This window comes from Variovorax boronicumulans (genome assembly GCF_009811375.1).
GTDB lineage: Bacteria > Pseudomonadota > Gammaproteobacteria > Burkholderiales > Burkholderiaceae_C > Variovorax > Variovorax boronicumulans.
This window is the reverse complement of the sequence record NZ_BKDH01000003.1, coordinates 392,129-410,475: the sequence shown is the minus strand read 5'-3', so window position 1 is coordinate 410,475 and position 18,347 is coordinate 392,129. Positions and strand designations below refer to the sequence as shown.

At 70.1% G+C, this 18,347-nt stretch carries 19 protein-coding genes; 8 read left to right on the top strand and 11 right to left on the bottom strand.

The features are described 5' to 3' along the window. Nucleotides 1-7 precede the first annotated feature (7 nt). From glcE to VHAB30_RS24585, 3 genes are all read left to right on the top strand, one after another. Complete coding sequence (gene glcE / locus VHAB30_RS24595; protein WP_159278892.1) at nucleotides 8-1,132, top strand: glycolate oxidase subunit GlcE; 1,125 nt, start codon at nucleotides 8-10, stop codon at nucleotides 1,130-1,132. Nucleotides 1,133-1,154: 22 nt separating this feature from the next. Beyond that, nucleotides 1,155-2,393 (top strand): glycolate oxidase subunit GlcF, encoded by a 1,239-nt coding sequence (gene glcF, locus VHAB30_RS24590; protein WP_159278891.1) that lies wholly within the window; start codon nucleotides 1,155-1,157, stop codon nucleotides 2,391-2,393. Nucleotides 2,394-2,491: 98 nt separating this feature from the next. Beyond that, on the top strand, nucleotides 2,492-2,926 hold the full coding sequence (locus tag VHAB30_RS24585) for a carboxypeptidase regulatory-like domain-containing protein (protein ID WP_159278890.1): 435 nt from the start codon (nucleotides 2,492-2,494) through the stop codon (nucleotides 2,924-2,926). A gap of 3 nt (nucleotides 2,927-2,929) precedes the next feature. On the opposite strand, the gene VHAB30_RS24580 is transcribed toward VHAB30_RS24585, so the two are convergent. Genes VHAB30_RS24580 through lplT form a run of 3 tightly spaced genes read right to left on the bottom strand, consistent with a single transcriptional unit; the run spans nucleotide 2,930 to nucleotide 5,686 of the window. Then, nucleotides 2,930-3,418 (bottom strand): glutathione peroxidase, encoded by a 489-nt coding sequence (locus tag VHAB30_RS24580; RefSeq protein ID WP_070063522.1) that lies wholly within the window; start codon nucleotides 3,416-3,418, stop codon nucleotides 2,930-2,932. A 12-nt stretch (nucleotides 3,419-3,430) separates the two neighbouring features. Next, nucleotides 3,431-4,321: a DMT family transporter gene (locus VHAB30_RS24575; protein WP_062476897.1), complete on the bottom strand. Its 891-nt coding sequence runs from the start codon at nucleotides 4,319-4,321 to the stop codon at nucleotides 3,431-3,433. Nucleotides 4,322-4,381: 60 nt separating this feature from the next. After that, nucleotides 4,382-5,686: a lysophospholipid transporter LplT gene (gene lplT / locus VHAB30_RS24570; protein WP_062476894.1), complete on the bottom strand. Its 1,305-nt coding sequence runs from the start codon at nucleotides 5,684-5,686 to the stop codon at nucleotides 4,382-4,384. 171 nt (nucleotides 5,687-5,857) lie between these two features. On the opposite strand from lplT, the gene alr reads away from it, so the two are divergent. Continuing rightward, nucleotides 5,858-6,955, top strand: coding sequence for an alanine racemase (gene alr, locus VHAB30_RS24565; RefSeq protein WP_070063521.1), 1,098 nt, complete (start codon nucleotides 5,858-5,860; stop codon nucleotides 6,953-6,955). 1 nt (nucleotide 6,956) lies between these two features. Then, nucleotides 6,957-7,697, top strand: coding sequence for a hypothetical protein (locus tag VHAB30_RS24560; RefSeq protein WP_159278889.1), 741 nt, complete (start codon nucleotides 6,957-6,959; stop codon nucleotides 7,695-7,697). Here VHAB30_RS24560 and VHAB30_RS24555 read toward each other — a convergent pair. Then, nucleotides 7,675-8,556 carry a LysR family transcriptional regulator gene (locus VHAB30_RS24555; protein WP_159278945.1) on the bottom strand — a complete coding sequence of 294 codons (882 nt, stop codon included), beginning with the start codon at nucleotides 8,554-8,556 and terminating at the stop codon, nucleotides 7,675-7,677. The genes VHAB30_RS24560 and VHAB30_RS24555 overlap by 23 nt on opposite strands. 141 nt (nucleotides 8,557-8,697) lie before the next feature. On the opposite strand from VHAB30_RS24555, the gene VHAB30_RS24550 reads away from it, so the two are divergent. From VHAB30_RS24550 to VHAB30_RS24540, 3 genes are all read left to right on the top strand, one after another. Next, on the top strand, nucleotides 8,698-9,654 hold the full coding sequence (locus VHAB30_RS24550; RefSeq protein WP_159278888.1) for a DMT family transporter: 957 nt from the start codon (nucleotides 8,698-8,700) through the stop codon (nucleotides 9,652-9,654). A 96-nt stretch (nucleotides 9,655-9,750) separates the two neighbouring features. After that, complete coding sequence (locus VHAB30_RS24545) at nucleotides 9,751-10,464, top strand: YebC/PmpR family DNA-binding transcriptional regulator (protein WP_159278887.1); 714 nt, start codon at nucleotides 9,751-9,753, stop codon at nucleotides 10,462-10,464. Nucleotides 10,465-10,799: 335 nt separating this feature from the next. Continuing rightward, nucleotides 10,800-11,594 (top strand): hypothetical protein, encoded by a 795-nt coding sequence (locus VHAB30_RS24540; protein WP_159278886.1) that lies wholly within the window; start codon nucleotides 10,800-10,802, stop codon nucleotides 11,592-11,594. Nucleotides 11,595-11,609: 15 nt separating this feature from the next. On the opposite strand, the gene VHAB30_RS24535 is transcribed toward VHAB30_RS24540, so the two are convergent. Genes VHAB30_RS24535 through hpaH form a run of 7 tightly spaced genes read right to left on the bottom strand, consistent with a single transcriptional unit; the run spans nucleotide 11,610 to nucleotide 18,334 of the window. After that, nucleotides 11,610-12,587 carry a 2-dehydropantoate 2-reductase gene (locus VHAB30_RS24535; RefSeq protein ID WP_095949818.1) on the bottom strand — a complete coding sequence of 326 codons (978 nt, stop codon included), beginning with the start codon at nucleotides 12,585-12,587 and terminating at the stop codon, nucleotides 11,610-11,612. Nucleotides 12,588-12,600: 13 nt separating this feature from the next. Further along, entirely contained in the window at nucleotides 12,601-13,389 is a 789-nt protein-coding gene (locus tag VHAB30_RS24530) for a class II aldolase/adducin family protein (RefSeq protein ID WP_070063516.1), read from the bottom strand. 18 nt (nucleotides 13,390-13,407) lie between these two features. Further along, nucleotides 13,408-14,400 (bottom strand): Bug family tripartite tricarboxylate transporter substrate binding protein, encoded by a 993-nt coding sequence (locus VHAB30_RS24525; protein ID WP_095743196.1) that lies wholly within the window; start codon nucleotides 14,398-14,400, stop codon nucleotides 13,408-13,410. 37 nt (nucleotides 14,401-14,437) lie between these two features. Then, nucleotides 14,438-16,171: a dihydroxy-acid dehydratase gene (ilvD, locus tag VHAB30_RS24520; RefSeq protein ID WP_159278885.1), complete on the bottom strand. Its 1,734-nt coding sequence runs from the start codon at nucleotides 16,169-16,171 to the stop codon at nucleotides 14,438-14,440. 37 nt (nucleotides 16,172-16,208) lie between these two features. After that, the gene (locus VHAB30_RS24515; protein WP_139704058.1) at nucleotides 16,209-16,676 is read right to left on the bottom strand and encodes a nuclear transport factor 2 family protein; all 468 of its coding nucleotides are present in this window, start codon (nucleotides 16,674-16,676) and stop codon (nucleotides 16,209-16,211) included. A 21-nt stretch (nucleotides 16,677-16,697) separates the two neighbouring features. Next, a complete protein-coding gene (gene hpaI / locus VHAB30_RS24510) occupies nucleotides 16,698-17,519 on the bottom strand; it encodes a 4-hydroxy-2-oxoheptanedioate aldolase (protein WP_159278884.1) in 822 nt (273 codons plus the stop codon). Between the two features lie 11 nt (nucleotides 17,520-17,530). Then, complete coding sequence (gene hpaH / locus VHAB30_RS24505; protein ID WP_062476860.1) at nucleotides 17,531-18,334, bottom strand: 2-oxo-hept-4-ene-1,7-dioate hydratase; 804 nt, start codon at nucleotides 18,332-18,334, stop codon at nucleotides 17,531-17,533. Between the last annotated feature and the right edge of the window lie 13 nt (nucleotides 18,335-18,347).

Sequence of the window (18,347 nt, the reverse complement as noted above, 5' to 3'; positions counted from 1 at the left end):
GAGCTTCATGAACACGGATACCGCCCTCCAGCAGGTCGTCGAGCGCGTGAGCGCCGCCGCGGCCGATGCCACATCGCTGCGCCTGCGCGGCGGTGGCACCAAGGATTTCTACGGCCAGCCGCCGCGCGGCGAGCTGCTCGACCTGAGCGCGCTCGCCGGCATCACGAGCTACGAACCCAGCGAACTGGTCGTCACCGTGCGCGCCGGCACGCCGCTGGCCGAACTCGAAGCCGCGCTCGCCGAACAAGGCCAGTGCCTGCCCTTCGAGCCGCCGTGCTTCGATGCCGGCGGCACGGTGGGCGGCATGGTCGCCGCCGGCCTCAGCGGCCCGTCGCGCGCCAGCGTGGGCGCGGTGCGCGACTACGTGCTCGGCACCACGCTCATCAATGGCCGCGCCGAGGTGCTGAGCTTCGGCGGCCAGGTGATGAAGAACGTCGCGGGCTACGACGTCTCGCGCGTGCTGGCCGGTTCGCTCGGCACGCTGGGCGTGATCGCCGAAGTGAGTCTCAAGGTGCTGCCCGTGGCGCCCGCCGAGGCCACGCTCGCCTTCGCCTGCAGCCAGGCCGATGCGCTGCGCTTGCTCAATGAATGGGGCGGGCGCCCGTTGCCGCTGAACGCGAGCAGCTGGTTCGAACACGCGCCCGGCGCGGGCGTGCTGCGCCTGCGGCTGCGCGGCGCCGTGGCGGCCGTCGAAGCCGCTTGCGCGCAGCTCGGCGGCGAACGCCAGGACCCGGTGCGCGCGGCCGCCGGCTGGGCCGCGCTGCGCGACCAGCGCATGCCGTGGTTCGCGGTCGACGAAGCCGGGTCGCTGGCGCTGTGGCGCCTCTCGGTGCCGCAGACCGCGCCGGTGATCGCCATCGACGGCTGCGCAGCGCCGCTGGTCGAATGGCACGGCGGGCAGCGCTGGTACCTCGCGCCGCCGGCGCAGGCCGCGCGCCTGCGCGAGGCCGCGTGTGCAGCGGGTGGCCATGCCACGCTGTTCCGCGTGCCCGCGGCGCAAGCGGCGGACTGCCAGGTGCCGCGCTTCGACGTGCTGAGCGCGCCGGTGGCACGCATCCATCGCGCGCTGATGCAGGAGTTCGATCCGCACGGGGTCTTCGACCGCGGCCGGCTCTTCGCAGGCGACCAATAAGAAAAGAAACGACACCCCCGCGATGCAAACCGAACTAGCCCCCGAATTCCGCGACACCGACGCGGGCCGCGAAGCCGAAGCCATCCTGCGCAAGTGCGTGCACTGCGGCTTCTGCACCGCCACCTGCCCGACCTACCAGCTGCTCGGCGACGAGCTCGACGGGCCGCGCGGGCGCATCTACCTCATCAAGCAGGTGCTCGAAGGCCACGCGCCCACGCGCAGCACGCAGCTGCACCTCGATCGCTGCCTCACCTGCCGCAACTGCGAAAGCACCTGCCCGAGCGGCGTGCAGTACGGGAACCTGGTCGACATCGGCCGCAAGATCGTCGACGAAAAAGTGCCGCGCCCCGCGATGGAGTCGGCTACGCGCTGGCTGCTGAAGGAAGCGCTGCCGTCGCCGCTGTTCGGCCCCGCGATGGCGCTGGGCCAGTCGGTGCGCGGCCTGCTGCCCGAAGCACTGAAGGCCAAGGTGCCCGCGAAGCAGGACGCCGGCCGCTGGCCCACCGCCACGCATGCGCGCAAGGTGCTGATGCTCGCGGGCTGCGTGCAGCCGTCGATGGCGCCCAACATCAACAGCGCCACCGCGCGCGTGCTCGACGCGGCCGGCATCCAGGCCGTGATGGCGCCCAAGGCAGGCTGCTGCGGCGCCGTGAAGTTCCACCTCAACGACCAGGAGGGCGGCAAGGCGCAGATGCGCGCCAACATCGATGCGTGGTGGCCCTTCGTCGAACGCAACGAGGTCGAGGCGATCGTGATGAACGCCTCGGGCTGCGGCGTCACCGTGCGCGAGTACGGCCACCTGCTGCAGCACGACGCGGCCTATGCCGCCAAGGCCGCGCGCATCAGCGCCCTCACGCGCGACCTGAGCGAGCTGCTGCCCGAGCTCGTGCCCGCGCTGCAGGGCCGCGTGCGCGCGCCCGAAGGCGTGGTCGCCTACCACCCGCCCTGCACGCTGCAGCACGGCCAGAAGCTGCGCGGCGGCGTCGAGACGCACCTGCGCGCGCTCGGCTTCGACGTGCGCGTGGCGATGAACGAATCGCACCTGTGCTGCGGCTCGGCCGGCACCTACTCGGTGCTGCAGCCCGAGCTGGCCTACCCGCTGCGCGACCGCAAGCTCGGCCACCTGAAGCAGCTGCAGCCCACGACCATCGCCTCGGCCAACATCGGCTGCATCACGCACCTGCAAAGCGGCAGCGGCGACACGCCCGTGCGGCACTGGGTCGAGCTGCTCGACGCGGCGCTGCAGCCGCCCGCAGGGTAGGGCGCGCGCGCACGGCAGGGCACGCTGCCGTCCGACGTGCGCACCGCGCGTTCGGGGCGCATCATGGCGAACCGAAGACGCTGCAAGGAGTTCGTGCCATGTCTTTCGCTTCTGCTTTTCCGCTGCGCCGCGCATTGCTGGCCGCCGCCTGCATCGCAGGCACCGTCGCCGCGCAGGCGCAGCAGCCGCCCTCGGCCCTGCCGCCCTGGCAGGGCATCGGCACCACGCGCTATGTGTGCGGCGGCATCGGCTCCGACGAGTCGAACGCCATGCGCGCCGCCATGAAGAACCATCCGCTGTCGCTGCTGTTCGCGCGCGCCGACGGCGCCTACCTGGCCAACCTGAATGTCGCGATCAAGGGCGGCGACGCGAACTCGTCCGCCGCCATGGCCTTCACCGCCACCGGCCCGGTGTGCCTCATCGACCTGCCGGCGGGGCGTTACGTGATCGACGTGAGCACGTCGACGGGCGAAACCAGGAGCCAGACCGTGACGGTCGGCGGCGCGCCGAAGAGCGCCGACTTCCGCTTCTGAACTTCAGCCAGCGGCCAGCGCCGCCTCGATGTCGCGCGTGAGCGAGGCCGGCGTGTCCAGCGGCGCATAGCGCTTGAGCACCGCGCCGTCGCGCCCGACCAGGAACTTGGTGAAGTTCCACTTGATGGCCGTGCTGCCCAGCAGGCCCGGCTTTTCCTTGGTGAGCCACTGGTACAGCGGCAGCGCGTTGCTGCCGTTGACGTCGATCTTCTCCATCATCGGGAAGCTCACGCCGTAGTTGGTCATGCAGAAGGCGCCGATTTCCTCGTTGGTGCCCGGGTCCTGGCCGCCGAACTGGTTGGAGGGAAAGCCCAGCACCGCGAGGCCCTGGCCGGCGTACTTTTCGTGCAGCGCTTCCAGGCCTTCGAACTGCGGCGTGAAGCCGCAATTGCTCGCCGTGTTGACGATCAGCAGCACCTTGCCGCGGAAGGTCGAGAGCTTCACCGGCTTGCCGTCGATGCGGGTGGCCTGGAAGTCGTAGACGCTGGTCATGGAGAGAGCTCCTCAGGTGGACGCGGAAACGCCATCATCGCGCGCGGGCGGGGTTCGCGCAAACGCCGACCACACCGCGCCCAGCACGATCAGCGCGCCGCCGACGAGGATGCGCGAGTTCATGGTGGACGCGCCCAGCGCCACCGACGAGACGCTGGCGAACAGCACTTCCGACAGCATGATCACCGAGGTCGCGCTGGCCGCCAGCTTGGGCGCGCCGTACTGCAGGCACACGTTGGCGACGATGAAGCCCGTGCCCAGCAGCGCGGCCCAGCCCAGCCAGCCCGGCGAGGCGAGCAGCGGTGAATCGATGCCGCCGAACGCGGTGCCGCTCACCGCGCCGACGCCCGCCACCACGGTACAGCCCCAGAACATCGCCAGCGCGCGCGACTCGCCCGGCGCATGCCGCAGGTGGCGCAGCACGATGTTGGTCACGGCAAAGCCGAAGCCCGCCGCCACGCCCAGCCAGTCGGGCAGGCTCGAGGGCACCGGCCAGTCGGTGCCCGGCGCCTTCAGCACCACCACCACGCCGGTGAGCGCCAGCGCCACGCGCATCAGCGCGCCGCCCGTGGGCCGCTCGCCCAGCAGCAGCCAGGCCAGCAGCACGCTCCACAGCGGCATCAGATAGAACAGCAGCACCACGCGCACCACGTCGCCCTGCGTCACGGCCCAGTTGAAACCCACGTTGGTGAAGCCCGCCGCCAGGCCCAGCGCCACCAGCATCGGGAACGCGGCAAAGGCCTTCCAGGCGTGCCGGCGCACGAGGCCCATGGCCGTGGCGATGACGAGGTAGATCAGGCAGGTGGTCCACAGCGGATGCAGGCCGTGGCTGGCGATCTGGCGGAACGGAATCCAGGACACGCCCCACACGAAGGCGTTGAACATCAGGGCGAGGGCGGGCATGGGGCGTTGGAGGGGGGGCGCTCGGCGCGCCGGCCATTGCACCAACGCGGTCGCGCGAAATCAGTGGTGCTTGTCGCTGCGGGCGATCGCGAGGAGGTGCTCGACTTCCTCAGGATACTTCTTGAGGTTGTTCTCGTGCCAGCGCTTGATGATCCACATGCAGCCGGCCACCACGAGGCCGAAGGCGCTGATCGCACCGTAGGCCGACAGGCCCAGGCCCGTGCACACGCTGTAGAAGCCGCCCAGCAGAAGAATGCAGGCCTGCTCGTTGAAGTTCTGCACGGCAATGGAGCGGCCCGCGCCCATCAGGTTGTGGCCGCGGTGCTGCAGCAGCGCATTCATCGGCACCACCAGGAAGCCGCCCAGGCCGCCCAGGATGATCAGGAACGGCACTGCCAGCCAGACGTTGCCGATGAAGTTCATGCAGATCACCATCAGGCCCATCGCGATGCCCATGGGGATCACGCGCGTGGCCATGTCCAGCCGCATGTACATCGAGGCCACGATGGCGCCCACCGCGGTGCCGATGGTCACCACGCCGGTCAGCGCCGAGGCCTGGGTGGTGTTGTATTCGAGCGCCACGGCGGCCCAGGCCAGCACGATGTACTTGAGGTTGCCGCCCGCGCCCCAGAACAGCGTGGTGGTCGCCAGCGAGATCTGGCCCAGCCGGTCGCGCCACAGGCGGGCGTTGCAATGCCAGAAGTCGGGCAGCAGGCCGGCCAGGTTGCGCACCATGCTCTGCTCGGGGTTGGAGCGCAGCGGGCGCATCTCGACGCCGGTGTGCGGGATGCGGGTGTTGAACCAGGCCGCGAGCACGTAGACGAAGATCAGCACCGCAATGGCGGCTTCGGCCGGCGAGTCGATGCCGGTGTCGATGAACGGCAGGTCGATCAGCAGCAGCTGGCTGGACACTGCATGGCCCACCAGCATGCCGCCGAGCACGATGCCCAGCAGGATCGAGGCGATGGTCAGCCCTTCGATCCAGCCGTTGGCCTTGACCAGCTGCGACGACGGCAGCAGCTCGGTCAGGATGCCGTACTTGGCCGGCGAGTAGGCCGCGGCGCCCAGGCCCACGATGGAATACGACAGCAGCGGGTGCGAGCCGAACAGCATCATCAGGCAGCCCACGACCTTGATCGCGTTGCTGATGAACATCACCTTGCCCTTGGGCAGCGCGTCGGCAAAGGCGCCCACCAGCGGGGCCAGCACCACATAGAAGACCGCGAAGATCGGCACCAGGGCGGCCCGCTGCCATTCGGGAGCGCCCGAACTTCGCATGAGATCGACGGCAACGACGAAAAGCGCTTGGTCGGCCAGCGACGAAAAGAACTGGGCCGACATGATCGTGTAAAAACCGCGCTTCATCGATGGGCTGGCTGGCCAGAGGGTCTGCTGGCGGTAGTGAAAAAGTGTCGCGTCAGGCGCGAATGGGCGGTTATAGCATGGGGGTACGACGCGAATTCAGGCATCCCCACGGGATTCGACCCCATTCCCGAAGATGCTAAAACGTGGTCTGAAACCACCCCAACACCCGCCATGCCGCGCCCCATTCTCGCCACCGTCCACACCGCCGCCCTGCGCCACAACCTCGACCGCGCCCGCCGCTCGGCCGTCGACGCCCGTGTCTGGGCCGTGGTCAAGGCCAACGCCTACGGGCACGGCATCGAGCGTGTCTTCGAGGGCCTGCGCGGCGCCGACGGGTTCGCGCTGCTCGACCTGGCCGAGGCCGAGCGCGTGCGCGCGCTGGGCTGGCGCGGCCCGGTGCTGCTGCTCGAAGGCGTGTTCGACGCGCGCGACCTGGAGCTGTGCTCGCGCCTCGACCTCTGGCATTCGGTGCACTGCGACGAGCAGATCGACATGCTCGCGGCCCACAAGACCCTCAAGCCGCAGCGCGTGTTCCTGAAGATGAACTCCGGCATGAACCGCCTGGGCTTCTCGCCCGAGCGCTTCGGCTCGGCCTGGACGCGCCTGAACGCGCTCCCGCAGGTCGACGAGATCTCGCTCATGACGCACTTCAGCGACGCCGACGGCCCGCGCGGCATCGAGCATCAGCTCGAGGTGTTCGAGCGCGCCACGCGCGACCTGCCCGGCGAGCGCTCCATTGCCAACAGCGCCGCCACGCTGCGCCACGCGCCGCGCACGCGCGGCGACTGGGTGCGCCCCGGCATCGTGCTGTACGGCAGCGCCCCCGACTTCCCCGAGCACGACGCGGCGCACTGGCAGCTGCAGCCGACCATGACGCTGTCGACCCGGCTCATCTCGGTGCAGACGCTGAAGGCCGGCGACACCATCGGCTACGGCTCGCGCTTCGCGGCCGAGGGCCCGCTCACCATCGGCATCGCGGCGGTCGGCTATGCCGACGGCTACCCGCGCCATTGCGACACCGGCACCCCGGTGCTGGTGAACGGCGTGCGCACCCGCATGGTGGGCCGCGTGAGCATGGACATGATCACCGTCGACCTCACGCCCGTGCCCGACGCCGCCTTCGGCGCCGAGGTCACGCTGTGGGGCCGCTCGGCCCTGACCGGCGCGGTGCTGCCCATCGACGAGGTGGCCCAGGCCGCCGGCACCGTCGGCTACGAACTCATGTGCGCGGTCGCGCCGCGGGTGCCCTTCGCACCTGCCGACGAATGACGTGAAGGTTCTTTCCAACTGGCGCTCCGTGCGCCTGTGGGAAACCCAGGTCGAACGCGACCTGCACCGCGACCACAGCCTGCGCACGCACGGCCTGCTGATCGGCACTTTCACCTTGCTGCTGATGTGGGGCGTGTCGGCGCTGCAGATGCACCTGCTGCACGTCGAGTCGCTGGCCGTGCGCTACCTCGTCACGCTCGGCGTGGGCTACGTCGGGTACCTGTGCGTGCTGCGCTGGTGGGCGCAGCGGCTGGTGGAGCGGCGCACCGAGTTCGAGCCGCCCGATGAGGACCTGGATATTCGCTCCGACGGCTCGGACGATCACGGGGGCGCGACCGACGCCACCGACGGCGGCAGTGGGCTCTCCGATGTCGCCAGCGGCGCGCTCGACGCCGCGGGCAGCGCCGACGAAGGCGCGATCATCGTCGTGCCGGTGCTCGCCATCTTCCTGCTGTGCGTGGCCGTCGTGCTCGGCGCGGGCTCGCTCGTGCTGCTGTACTTCAGCTGGGACGCGCTGCTGGCCGTGGCGATCGAGGTCGCCTTCTCCTACGTGTCGGCCCGCGCCGCCGTGCGCGTGGCGCGCGAAGGCTGGCTCATGGCGGCGGTGCGGCTCACCTGGAAGCCGCTGCTGGGCGCCGTGGTCTGCGCGGTGGCGCTGGGCGCGCTCATCGACCACTTCATGCCGCAGGTCCACTCGCTGCCCGAAGCCGTGCGCGTGCTCACGGGGAAGGCACCGCGCTGAGCAGGTGCTCGACCAGCACCCGGCACTTGGGTGGCAGGTAGCGGCTGGGCGGGTACATCAGCCACGCGTGCCCCTGGTAGGCGCCCTGCAGCGCCCAGTCGGGCAGCACGCGCACCACGCGGCCGTCGTCCAGCGCCTCGCGCGCCGTGAAGGCCGGCACGCAAGCCACGCCCAGGTCCGCGAGCGCGCCGTCGAGCCGCATCTCGCTGTGGTTGCAGACATAGCGGCCGTCCACCACCACCTCGACCTCGTCTTCACCGTCTTTTCGAAAGCGCCAGTGGTTGTCGCGCTCGTGCTCGCCCAGCGACAGGCAGCTGTGCGCGCGCAGGTCGTGCGGGTGCGCGATGGCGCCGTGGCGCGCCAGGTAGGCCGGCGTGGCGCACAGGATGTGCTCGACCGCCATCAGCTGCCGCGCCACCAGCCCCTCGGGCGGCGCCTTGGTCAGCCGCACCACGAGGTCGACGCCTTCGCGGATCGGATCGATGTCGCGGTCGGCCACGATCAGCTGCACGTCCACTTCCGGATAGGCGCGCAGGAAGTCGAGCAGGTGCGGGTGCAGCACGCGCCGCGCAAAGGCCTTCGGCGCGCTCAGGCGCACCCGGCCGGCCGGCGTGCGCGCGAACTGCGCGCCGATGTCCATCGCGCCCTGCGCCGCCGCCACCAGCTCGCGGCAGCGCGCAAAAGCCTCGGCGCCGGGCTCCGTGAGCCGCAGCTGGCGCGTGGTGCGCTGCAGCAGCTGCACGCCGATCTCCTGTTCGAGCCGCTTCACCTGCCGGCTCGCGGCCGAGGGCGTGATGCCCAGCAGGTCGGCGGCGGCCGAGAAGCTGCCCCGTTCGGCGACCCGCACGAAGGTCACCATCTCGGGCAGCACCTTGAGAAATGAATTCGTTCCGACCACGCAAGAGTCCTGTTCCGGCCGACGGCTGTGCGGCCCTGGTGCCGCCCGGAACAATGCGCCTTCTCTTCTTCTTTCAGGCGCCCCGGGCCGCGGGCAGACAGTATGGATTCAAAGGCGTTGCAAGGTGCGGTCCCGGCGGGGCGCGGGTCGTGGACGGCCGGCTTCGGCCCGGCCGAACTCATGCTGCTGCTCGTGGCGGCGGTCTGGGGCGGCAGCTACGCCGTGGCCAAGCAGGCGACGCAGCAGCTGCCCGTGCTCGAGTTCGTCGCGCTGCGCTTCGGCCTCACCTTTCTCGTGCTGCTGCCTGCGCTGCGGCCGCTGTGGCGCGACCCGCAGTGGCGCCAAGGGCTCGCCGTGGGCGGCCTGCTGGGCGCCAACCTGCTCGCCATCTTCCTGTGCGAGACCTTCGGTGTCTCGCTGACCCTGGCGAGCAACGCCGCCTTTCTCATCAGCCTGTGCGTGGCGATCACGCCGTTCGTCGAATGGTGGCTGCTGGGCCGGCGGCCCGCGCGGCGCGTGTTCTGGGCGGCCGGGCTCTCGGCCGTGGGCGCGGCCCTGCTGTCGGCGCCCTCGCTCGCCGACCTGTCGATGGGGTGGGGCGACGCCCTCATGCTGGCCGCTGCCGTCCTGCGCGCCGTCATGGTGTGCCTCACGCGCCGCCTGGCCGGCCGCCACAACCTGCCGGCGCTCACGCTGACGGCCGTGCAGTCGGGCGTGATGGCGCTGGGCGCGGCGGCGCTGTCGCTGGTGGCCGCATCGGGCGGGCGCGCCTGGCACCTGCCGCCCGCCACGGCCGGCTTCTGGTGGGGCATGGCCTACCTCGTGCTGCTGTGCACCGTGTTCGCCTTTTTCGCCCAGAACCATGCGGCCTCGCGCAGCAGCCCGAGCCGGGTGTCGCTGCTCATGGGCAGCGAGCCGGTGTTCGGCGCGGCCATCGCGGCGCTCGGGCTGGGCGAGCGCATCGGCGCCTGGGGCTGGGCCGGCGGCCTGCTGATCGTGGGCGCCGCCCTGTGGGTGAGCCTGGTGCCGGAGGGGGGCGAGCAGACGGGGCGGCCCTGACGGCGGAAGGGGGCCGGCTGGGCGCGGCCCCCGGCTCGTGGCATCCTCGGGGGCTGCGGCGTTTCGCCGCCCCCCACAACACCAAGGAATGCAGACATGGGCGCGCAATGGAAAGCCAAGCACAAGGACGTGGCCGCGAATGCCAAGGGCCGGCTGTTCGGCAAGCTGGCCAAGGAAATCATGATGGCCGCGCGCAACGGCCCCGACCCGGCCTCGAACGCGCGGCTGCGGCTGGTCGTCGAGCAGGCCCGCAAGGTCTCGATGCCGAAGGACACGCTCGACCGCGCCACCAAGAAGGGCGCCGGCCTCACGGGCGAGGCGGTGCACTTCGACCACGTCATGTACGAGGGCTTCGCCCCGCACCGCGTGGCCGTGATGGTCGAGTGCCTGACCGACAACGTGAACCGCACCGCACCTGAAATGCGCGTGCTCTTCCGCAAGGGCCAGCTCGGCACCTCCGGCTCGGTCTCCTGGGACTTCGACCACCTCGGCATGATCGAAGCCGAGCCCGCCAGCAAGGACGCCGACGCCGAAGTGGCCGCCATCGAAGCCGGCGCGCAAGACTTCGAGCCGGGCGCCGAAGACGGCACCACCCTGTTCCTGACCGAGCCCGCCGACCTCGACCTGGTGAGCCGCGCGCTCCCGGTCCAGGGCTTCACCGTGCTGTCGGCCAAGCTGGGCTACCGGCCGAAGAACCCGGTCGATCCGGCGAGCCTGAGTGCGGCGGACCTGGAAGAGGTCGAGGCGTTTCTTGCCGCGATCGATGCGAACGACGACGTGCAGAACGTGTACGTCGGGTTGGCGGGTTGAACTGAGCGCCTGACATTCAGGGCGACGCTCCCGCCGACGCGGTACCTTGCTCCGCGAATGTCCCCCGGGGCTTCGCCCCTCCTCCTTGATTTCGCTGCGCAAGGCACCGCATCGGCGTGAGCGTCATCAGCAGTGGTCGTTGATCGGCGAGCACCCGCAGCGTGTCCCGTGCGCAGGACACTGGGTGCTTCCCGCAGCGAAATCAAGGGGGAGGCCGCAGGCCGGAGGACATTCGCGGAGGGAAGTACCCGGTGGCCTGTGCACACGCCCTGAACATCGTCGATAGAACCGAGCCGCCACGCCGGAGACAATCCGCGCCGGAGGAAAACAGTTCAATGACCCATTCGACGAAGAAACGAACGCCGTCGCGTGCCACACGGCATGCCCTCGGCCTGGCACTGGCCATCGCCGGCTTCTCGGCACAAGCCCAGACCGAAGCGGCCGCACCGCCCATGGCCGCAGCCTCGGCACCCGCCGAAGCCACCCCAGCCGCACCCCCATCCCAAACCCGCGTGCGCTACCTGCGCATGCCCCAGCAGAGCGGCGCCGATCACCTGCGCGTGGTGCGGCGCGAAGACACGGTGGGCCGCGTGGCCGGCCAGGTCGCGTTGAACGTCGCGTTCGCCGTGCTCGGCACCGGTGCGGCCGTGCAGGGTTTCTCGAAGGACGGCCTCGGCGGCACCACGCTCGAAGCGCTGCGCGACGACCCGGTGAGCGTCAACCCGGCGATGAGCGACCTGCAGGAGGCCCTGAGCAAGATCGCCACCGACATCTACCGCCGCCGCACCGAGACCGCGCTCGCCACCGCGCTGACCGACGGCTCGACGCCTGAAGAGATCGAGGCCGCGCGCCAGACGCCGAAAGAGGCCGACTCGCCGCTGGTCCCGGGGTCGTGGCACCTCGTCTACGAAAACCTGATGGGCTCGGACGAACTGTTCCGGCTCAAGTTCGGCGCCTCGCTGGGGCGCGCGGGCTTCATGCGCCCGCCGATCGGCTGCAGCTACGAATCGGAGCCGCTGACCTGGACCCAGTGGCAGGCCGACGGCTGGCAGCGGCTGCGCGAGGAACGCGTGAAGATCGTGGCCCGTTGCATCGAGGCCATCGGCGCCGCGCCTGAAAACCGCTGGTAGCCAGCGGCAGGCCGCTCAGTACAACCCGAGCTGCCGCGTGCGCAGCCGCGCCAGCCCCAGCAGCGCATCGGTGAACGGCGTGGCCACGCCCGTCAGCTCGCCCAGCTCGCGCACCACGGTGACGAGCGCGTCGAGCTCGACCGAACGGCCCGCCTCCACGTCCTGCAGCATCGAGGTCTTGAACGCGCCGAGCTTCATCGTCACCGCGTGCCGGTCTTCGGGGCTCTGCGTGATCTCGATGCCGATGCGCCGGCCGATCTCCTTGGCCTCGAGCATCACCGCCGAGATGAATCCGCGCACGTAGTCGTCGCCCATGATCAGGTCGGTGGTGGCACCGGTGAGCGCGCTGATCGGGTTCACCGTCATGTTGCCCCACAGCTTGAACCACACGTCCTTCTGGATCTGCGGCGACAGCGTGGTGTCGATGCCCGTGCTTTTCAGCAGCTCGACCAGCTTCTGCACGCGCGGCGTCGCCTGGCCCGAAGGCTCGCCCACGATCAGCCCGTTGCCGAAGTGGTGCCGCACCACGCCCGGCCCGTCGAGCGAGCAGCTGGCATGCACCACGCAGCCGATCACGTTGCGCGACGGAATGGCCTTGGCAATGGCGCCCTCGGGGTCGACGGCCGCGAGCCGGTGCCCCGTGATCTCGCCGCCGAAGCCGCCTTCGAGGAACCACCACGGCACGCCGTTCATGGCCACCAGCACGATCGTGTCGGGCCCGATCAGCGGCCCGATGCGTTCGGCCACGCCGGCCAGCGCGGGCGCCTTCACGGCGATCACCACCAGGTCTTGAACGCCCAGTGCCTCGGGGTCGGCCACCGCGTTCACCGGCACGCGCGTGCGCACGTCGCCGCGCATGAGCGAGAGGCCGTCCTTCTGCAGCGCGTCGAGCGTGGCGCCGCGCGCCACCACGTTCAGGCGCTGGCCTGCCTGTGCGAGGCCGACGCCGATCCATCCGCCGATCGCGCCGGCGCCGTAGATGCAAATCTTCATGGGAACAGGCGCCTCAGTTGCGGTAGCTCGGGTCGATGCGGTCCACCTGCCGCACCAATGCATTGAACACGTCCTGCCCGGCGCCGTGCGCGGGGCTGAACTGCAGCGCGTCGCGCGTGCAGCGCTGCGCGATCTCTTCGCTCACCGGAATGGCGGCGCCCATCGAGAAGGTCGCCATCTGGATCTCGCAGGCGCGCTGCAGCGTCCACAGGATCGCGAAGGTCTGCGGCAGCGTCTGGCCCCAGGCCAAGAGGCCGTGGTTGCGCAGGATCACCGCGTTGCGATCGCCGATGCTCTTGAGCAGGCGCGGGCCTTCGTCGGCATGGATCGTGATGCCCTCGAAGTCGTGGTACGCCACCATGCCGTGCAGCTGGGCGGTATAGAAATTGGTCTGCTGCAGGCCGCCCTGCAGGCAGGCCACGGCCACGCCGGCCGTGGTGTGCGTGTGCATCACGCAGTGCGCGCCGGGCAGGCCGTCGTGGATGGCCGCGTGCACCACGAAGCCGGCCGGGTTCACCGGGTAGGTCGAGCCGTCGAGCACCTTGCCCTGCAGGTCGATCTTCACCAGGTTGCTGGCCGTCACCTCGCTGTAGTGCAGGCCGAAGGGGTTGATGAGGAACTGTTTCTCGCCACCCGTCACGCTGTCGGGCAGCCGCACCGTGATGTGGTTGTAGATCATCTCGGTCCAGCCCAGCATCGCGAACACGCGGTAGCAGGCCGCGAGCTCCTCGCGCGCGGCGCGCTCGTCGGGATGGATCGAGGGATGGACCAGCGCCGACGGCGCGGTGGCGAGTGTGTTCATGGCAGTTCCTTCATGTGATCAACCTTCAGCCGTGAAGCCGACCTCTTTCACGATCGGCGCCCACTTGGCGGTGTCCTTCTTCAACAGATCGGCCAGCTCGGCCGGCGTGGAAGACATGGCTTCCAGGCCGAAGGTGCCGAGGCCGTCGATCACGTCCTTCTGTGCGAGCGCGTTCTTCATCGCCGTGTTGAGCTTCGTCACCAGCTCGGGCGAGGCCTTGGCCGGCAGGAAGAAGGCGAACCATTCGCTGTGCGCCATGTTCTTGATGCCCTGCTCGCCGAAGGTCGGCACATCGGGCGCGAAGCGGCTGCGCTTGGCACCCGACACGCCCAGGATGCGCACCTTGCCCGACTGCAGGTGCTGCGTGATGTCGCCGATGGGGCCCGACACCGCCGAGATGTTGCCGCCCAAGAGGTCGAGCATGGCCGGCTGCGTGCCGCGGTAGGCCGCGTGCTTGAGCTCGACGCCGGCCTGCTTGCCCAGCAGCGCGCCGATGAAGTGCGGGGTGGAGCCCGCGGCCGGCGAGCCGTAGTTGGCGCCGGCCGGGTTGGCCTTGGCCCAGGTGAGGAACTCGGGCACCGTCTTGATGGTGGCCGGCACGGCCGGGCCGACCGCGAAGCCGAAGTCGAAGATGCAGGCCAGGCTCACGGGCGTGAGGTCGACCATCGGGTCGTAGGGCAGCTTCTTGTAGATGTGCGGGTAGATCGTGAGGATCGACGTGGGCGTCTGCAGGATGGTGGTGCCGTCGGCCGGGCGGCCCTTCACGTAGCTCACGGCGATCTGGCCGCCCGCGCCGGTGCGGTTCTCGACCACGGCGGTCTTGGCGTAGTCGGGGCTCAGCTTCAGCGCCAGGCGCCGGCAGGTGGTGTCCGAGGTGCCACCGGCCGCGAAGCCGGTGACGATGGTGGCGTTCTCGAGCGCGGCAGCCTGCGCAAAGGCCTGCTGGCCGAGGCTGGCGAGCAGCGCCGAAGCGCCGGTGGACTGCAGCATGTGGCGGCGGGTGAAGGTCATGTCTGTCTCTTTTCGGGTGGGTGAGGAGGGAACAGGATCACGACTCGTCGCGCAGCCAGGTGACCGCGCCCGAGTGGGTCACGGCGCCCTGGTGGGCAGGGCGCACGGTGAGCGCGTATTTTTCCAACAAACCACCGTGCGCCGCCCCCGCGTTTACCTCACGTCCGACCAGCCGCGACGCGATTTCTTCGGCGCTCAGTTCGACCGAGATGCTGCGCGCCGCGGCGCGTGCATCGATGGCCACCATGTCGCCGTCGCGCAGCACCGCGATCGGCCCGCCGTCGGCCGCCTCGGGCCCCGCGTAGCCGATGCACAGGCCGCGCGTGGCGCCCGAAAAACGCCCGTCGGTGAGCAGTGCCACCTTGTCGCCCATGCCCTGGCCGTACAGCAGCGCGGTGATGCCCAGCATCTCGCGCATGCCGGGGCTGCCCTTGGGGCCTTCGTTGCGGATGACGATCACGTCGCCCGCTTCGTAGCGGCGGTTCTGCACGGCCGCCTGGGCTTCTTCTTCCGAGTTGAAGACGCGCGCCGGGCCGCGGTGCACCAGCGTCTTCAGGCCCGCCGTCTTGAGCAGCGCGCCGTCGGGGCAGAGGTTGCCCTTGAGCACCGCCAGCCCGCCGTCGCGCGTGATCGGGTTGCCGGCTTCGCGCACCACGCGGCCGTCGGGCGCGGAGGCGTCGGCCACTTCCTCGGCCAGCGTGCGACCGGTGAAGGTGAGGGCGTCGCCGTGCAGGAAGCCCTGCTCCAGCAGCGTGCGCAGGATCACGCCCGCGCCGCCGATGTAGTACACGTCGCGCGCCAGGTACTGGCCACCGGGGCGCAGGTCGGCAATGAGCGGCGTGCGCGCGAAGATCTCGGCCACGTCGTCCAGGTGGAACTTGATGCCGGCCTCGTGCGCGATCGCCGGCAGGTGCAGCGCGGCGTTGGTGGAGCCGCCCGTGGCCGAGACCACGGCGCAGGCGTTTTCGAGCGCCTTGCGCGTCACGATGTCGCGCGGCAGCGGGCCGTCGCCCATCACCGCCTTCATGAGCTGTTTGGCGGCGCGGCGCATCAGCGGCGCGCGTTCACTGAACACCGCGGGCACCATGCTCGAGCCGATGGGCGCCAGGCCCAGCGCTTCCGACACCATGCCCATGGTGTTGGCCGTGAACTGCCCCGCGCAGGCGCCGGCCGTGGGCAGGCAGGCGCGGCTCATCGCGTCGAGCTCGTCGTGCGTGGCGGTGCCGGCCAGCACCTTGCCGATGGTCTCGTAGGTGTCGACCACGTTGAGGTCGCGTCCGTCGGGCCCGGGCATCTGGCCCGGCAGGGCCGAGCCGCCATGCACGAACACGCTGGGCACGTTGCAGCGCACCATGCCCATCATCAGGCCCGGCAGGTTCTTGTCGCAGGCGCCGATGGCGAAGATGCCGTCCCACTGGTGGCCGCGCGTGGACGCTTCCACGCTGTCGGCGATGAGCTCGCGCGAGATCAGCGAGAAGCGCATGCCCGAGTGCGCCATCGTCAGGCCGTCGCTCACCGACACCACGGGGCATTCGTGCGGCGTGCCGCCGCCAGCGTAGATGCCGGTCTTGGCGTGCTGCGCCTGCTCGCGCAGGTTGAGGTTGCACGGGCTCATCTCGCCGCCCGTGTGGAACACGCCGACGTGCGGGCGCGCGATGTCCTCGTCGTCCTGGCCCAGCGCGTGCAGGAAGCTGCGCGTGGTCGCGCGGATCGTGCCCTCGCGGATGGTCGCGGAGCGGAAGCGTTTCGTGGGGTCGGTGGGCGTGGTCATGCGGCTGGCGAAGGCTGGCTCGTGGAAGGGCGGGGCGTCAGAACATGCCGTTCTTGTTCGCGGCGGTCTCGGGCACGGGTTGCACCACGTCCCAGTGCTCGACGATCTTGCCGTTCTCGAGCTTGAAGATGTCGACGATGGCGCTGCCGCGCGTGCCGGGTTCGCGCACCGCGTTCACGTGCAGGATCACGTAGTCGCCGTCGACGAAGCTGCGCTTGATCTCGCTCTTCGAGTTCGGAAACTTCTCGCGCAGGAAGGCGATGAACTTGCGAAAGCCCTCGGGCCCGTCGGCCGCCGTGGGGTTGTGCTGCACGTAGCGGTTGCCCACGTACTGCAATGCCGCGTCGGCGTCCTTCTGGTTCAGGCCTTTCTCGTAGAAGGCGAGCACGGTCTGGCGGTTGGCTTCCTGCCGGGCCTGCGCGGTCGAGGCCGGGCCCGTCTGGGCGCAGGCGCCAAGGAACAGGGCGGCGGCAGCGGCGAAGGCCGCGAGGGTGGTGCGTCGCATCGAAATGTCCTTGAAAGGGGGTCAGTAGCCGTTGGGCGTGGTGGCGCCCGGCGCGGCCTTGTACTTCGCGAGCAGCTGCTTGGCCGCGGCTGCGAGCAGGATGGTGTCCACACCCACGGCCACGAACAGCGCGCCGGCCGCGAGCCACTTGCGCGCCTGCTCCTCGGTGGTCGACAGGATGCCGGCCGCCTTGCCGGCCTTGCGGATGCGCGCGATGGCGTCGGCGATCGCGGCCTGCACCTCGGGGTGGTTGGGTTGGCCCACGAAACCCATCGAGGCCGACAGGTCGGCCGGGCCGATGAACACGCCGTCCACGCCGGGCGTGGCCGCGATGGCGTCGAGGTTCTTCATCGCCTCGACCGTCTCGGCCTGCACCAGCAGGCAGGTCTGCGCGTTGGCTTCATGCAGGTAGTTGGGGTAGGCCTGCCAGCGCGAGGCGCGCGCCAATGCGCTGCCCATGCCGCGGATGCCTTCGGGCGGGTAGCGCATGCCTTGCACCAGTTGCGCGGCCTGCTCGGCGGTGTCGACCATCGGCACCAGCAGCGTCTGCGCGCCGATGTCCAGGTACTGCTTGATCAGCGTGGTGTCGCCGACCGGAATGCGCACGACGGGATGCGAGCGCTGCGCGTCGGGCTGCGCTGACCACGCGCTGGAGATGCCCTGCAACTGCGCGAGCACCGAGCGCACGTCGTTGGGTGCGTGCTCGCCGTCGACCAGCAGCCAGTCGTAGCCGGTGCCGGCCAGCAGCTCGGCCACGTAGCCGTCGCCCAGGCCGACCCACAGGCCGATCTGGGGTTGGCCGGCTTGCAGGGCCTGCTTGAAGGTGTTGAGTGGGGTGTGCATGAAAAAACTCGTCAGACGAAGCGAAAAGCGATGGAGCCGAGCGGGCCGTAGTCCGCGTGGAAGGTGTCGCCCGGCACGGCATTGGTCGGGCGCGTGAACGAACCGCCCAGCACGATCTCGCCGGCCTCGAGGCATTCGTCCCACGGCGCGAGCTTGTTCGCGAGCCAGGCCACGCCGGTGGCCGGGTGGTTGAGCACGGCCGCGGCCACGCCCGACTCCTCGATCACGCCGTTCTTGTAGAGCAGCGCGCTCACCCAGCGCAGGTCGACCGCATCGGGCTTCACCGGCCGGCCGCCGAGCACGATGCCGGCATTGGCCGCGTTGTCGGCGATGGTGTCGAACACCTTGCGCATGGCCTTGGTGTGGCGATCGAACTGCTCGATGCGCGCGTCGATGATCTCGATGGCGGGCACCACGTAGTCGGTGGCGGCCAGCACGTCGAAGATGGTCACGTTGGGCCCCTGCAGCTTCTTGCCGAGCACGAAGGCCAGCTCGACCTCGATGCGCGGCGCGATGAAGCGCGTGAACGGGATGTCGCCGCCCTGCTCGAAGAACATGTCGTCCAGCAGCGTGCCGTAGTCGGGCTCGGTGATCTGGCTGGCCTGCTGCATGGCGCGCGAGGTGAGGCCGATCTTGTGGCCCTTCACGATGCGGCCTTCGGCGATCTTGTGCTTCACCCATTCGCGCGAGATGGCGTAGCCGTCCTCGATGGTCATCTCGGGAAAGCGCTTGGAGAAATGCTCGACCTGCACGCGCGACTTCTCGCTCTCGTGCAATTCGGCGGCCAGTTGGGCGATGGTGGCGGTGGAGAGCATGCGGGCTCGCTTC

What these genes read in the sequence shown, in the direction of transcription:
- VHAB30_RS24555 (WP_159278945.1), bottom strand. Translation starts at nt 8,556, where the DNA reads ATGGTGACCTTCGTGCGGGTCGCCGAACGGGGCAGCTTCTCGGCCGCC.
- glcF (WP_159278891.1), top strand. Translation starts at nt 1,155, where the DNA reads ATGCAAACCGAACTAGCCCCCGAATTCCGCGACACCGACGCGGGCCGC.
- alr (WP_070063521.1), top strand. Translation starts at nt 5,858, where the DNA reads ATGCCGCGCCCCATTCTCGCCACCGTCCACACCGCCGCCCTGCGCCAC.
- VHAB30_RS24580 (WP_070063522.1), bottom strand. Translation starts at nt 3,418, where the DNA reads ATGACCAGCGTCTACGACTTCCAGGCCACCCGCATCGACGGCAAGCCG.
- VHAB30_RS24525 (WP_095743196.1), bottom strand. Translation starts at nt 14,400, where the DNA reads ATGACCTTCACCCGCCGCCACATGCTGCAGTCCACCGGCGCTTCGGCG.
- VHAB30_RS24540 (WP_159278886.1), top strand. Translation starts at nt 10,800, where the DNA reads ATGACCCATTCGACGAAGAAACGAACGCCGTCGCGTGCCACACGGCAT.
- VHAB30_RS24550 (WP_159278888.1), top strand. Translation starts at nt 8,698, where the DNA reads ATGGATTCAAAGGCGTTGCAAGGTGCGGTCCCGGCGGGGCGCGGGTCG.
- glcE (WP_159278892.1), top strand. Translation starts at nt 8, where the DNA reads ATGAACACGGATACCGCCCTCCAGCAGGTCGTCGAGCGCGTGAGCGCC.
- VHAB30_RS24575 (WP_062476897.1), bottom strand. Translation starts at nt 4,321, where the DNA reads ATGCCCGCCCTCGCCCTGATGTTCAACGCCTTCGTGTGGGGCGTGTCC.
- VHAB30_RS24585 (WP_159278890.1), top strand. Translation starts at nt 2,492, where the DNA reads ATGTCTTTCGCTTCTGCTTTTCCGCTGCGCCGCGCATTGCTGGCCGCC.
- hpaI (WP_159278884.1), bottom strand. Translation starts at nt 17,519, where the DNA reads ATGCACACCCCACTCAACACCTTCAAGCAGGCCCTGCAAGCCGGCCAA.
- VHAB30_RS24530 (WP_070063516.1), bottom strand. Translation starts at nt 13,389, where the DNA reads ATGAACACACTCGCCACCGCGCCGTCGGCGCTGGTCCATCCCTCGATC.
- ilvD (WP_159278885.1), bottom strand. Translation starts at nt 16,171, where the DNA reads ATGACCACGCCCACCGACCCCACGAAACGCTTCCGCTCCGCGACCATC.
- VHAB30_RS24535 (WP_095949818.1), bottom strand. Translation starts at nt 12,587, where the DNA reads ATGAAGATTTGCATCTACGGCGCCGGCGCGATCGGCGGATGGATCGGC.
- VHAB30_RS24545 (WP_159278887.1), top strand. Translation starts at nt 9,751, where the DNA reads ATGGGCGCGCAATGGAAAGCCAAGCACAAGGACGTGGCCGCGAATGCC.
- hpaH (WP_062476860.1), bottom strand. Translation starts at nt 18,334, where the DNA reads ATGCTCTCCACCGCCACCATCGCCCAACTGGCCGCCGAATTGCACGAG.
- lplT (WP_062476894.1), bottom strand. Translation starts at nt 5,686, where the DNA reads ATGAAGCGCGGTTTTTACACGATCATGTCGGCCCAGTTCTTTTCGTCG.
- VHAB30_RS24515 (WP_139704058.1), bottom strand. Translation starts at nt 16,676, where the DNA reads ATGCGACGCACCACCCTCGCGGCCTTCGCCGCTGCCGCCGCCCTGTTC.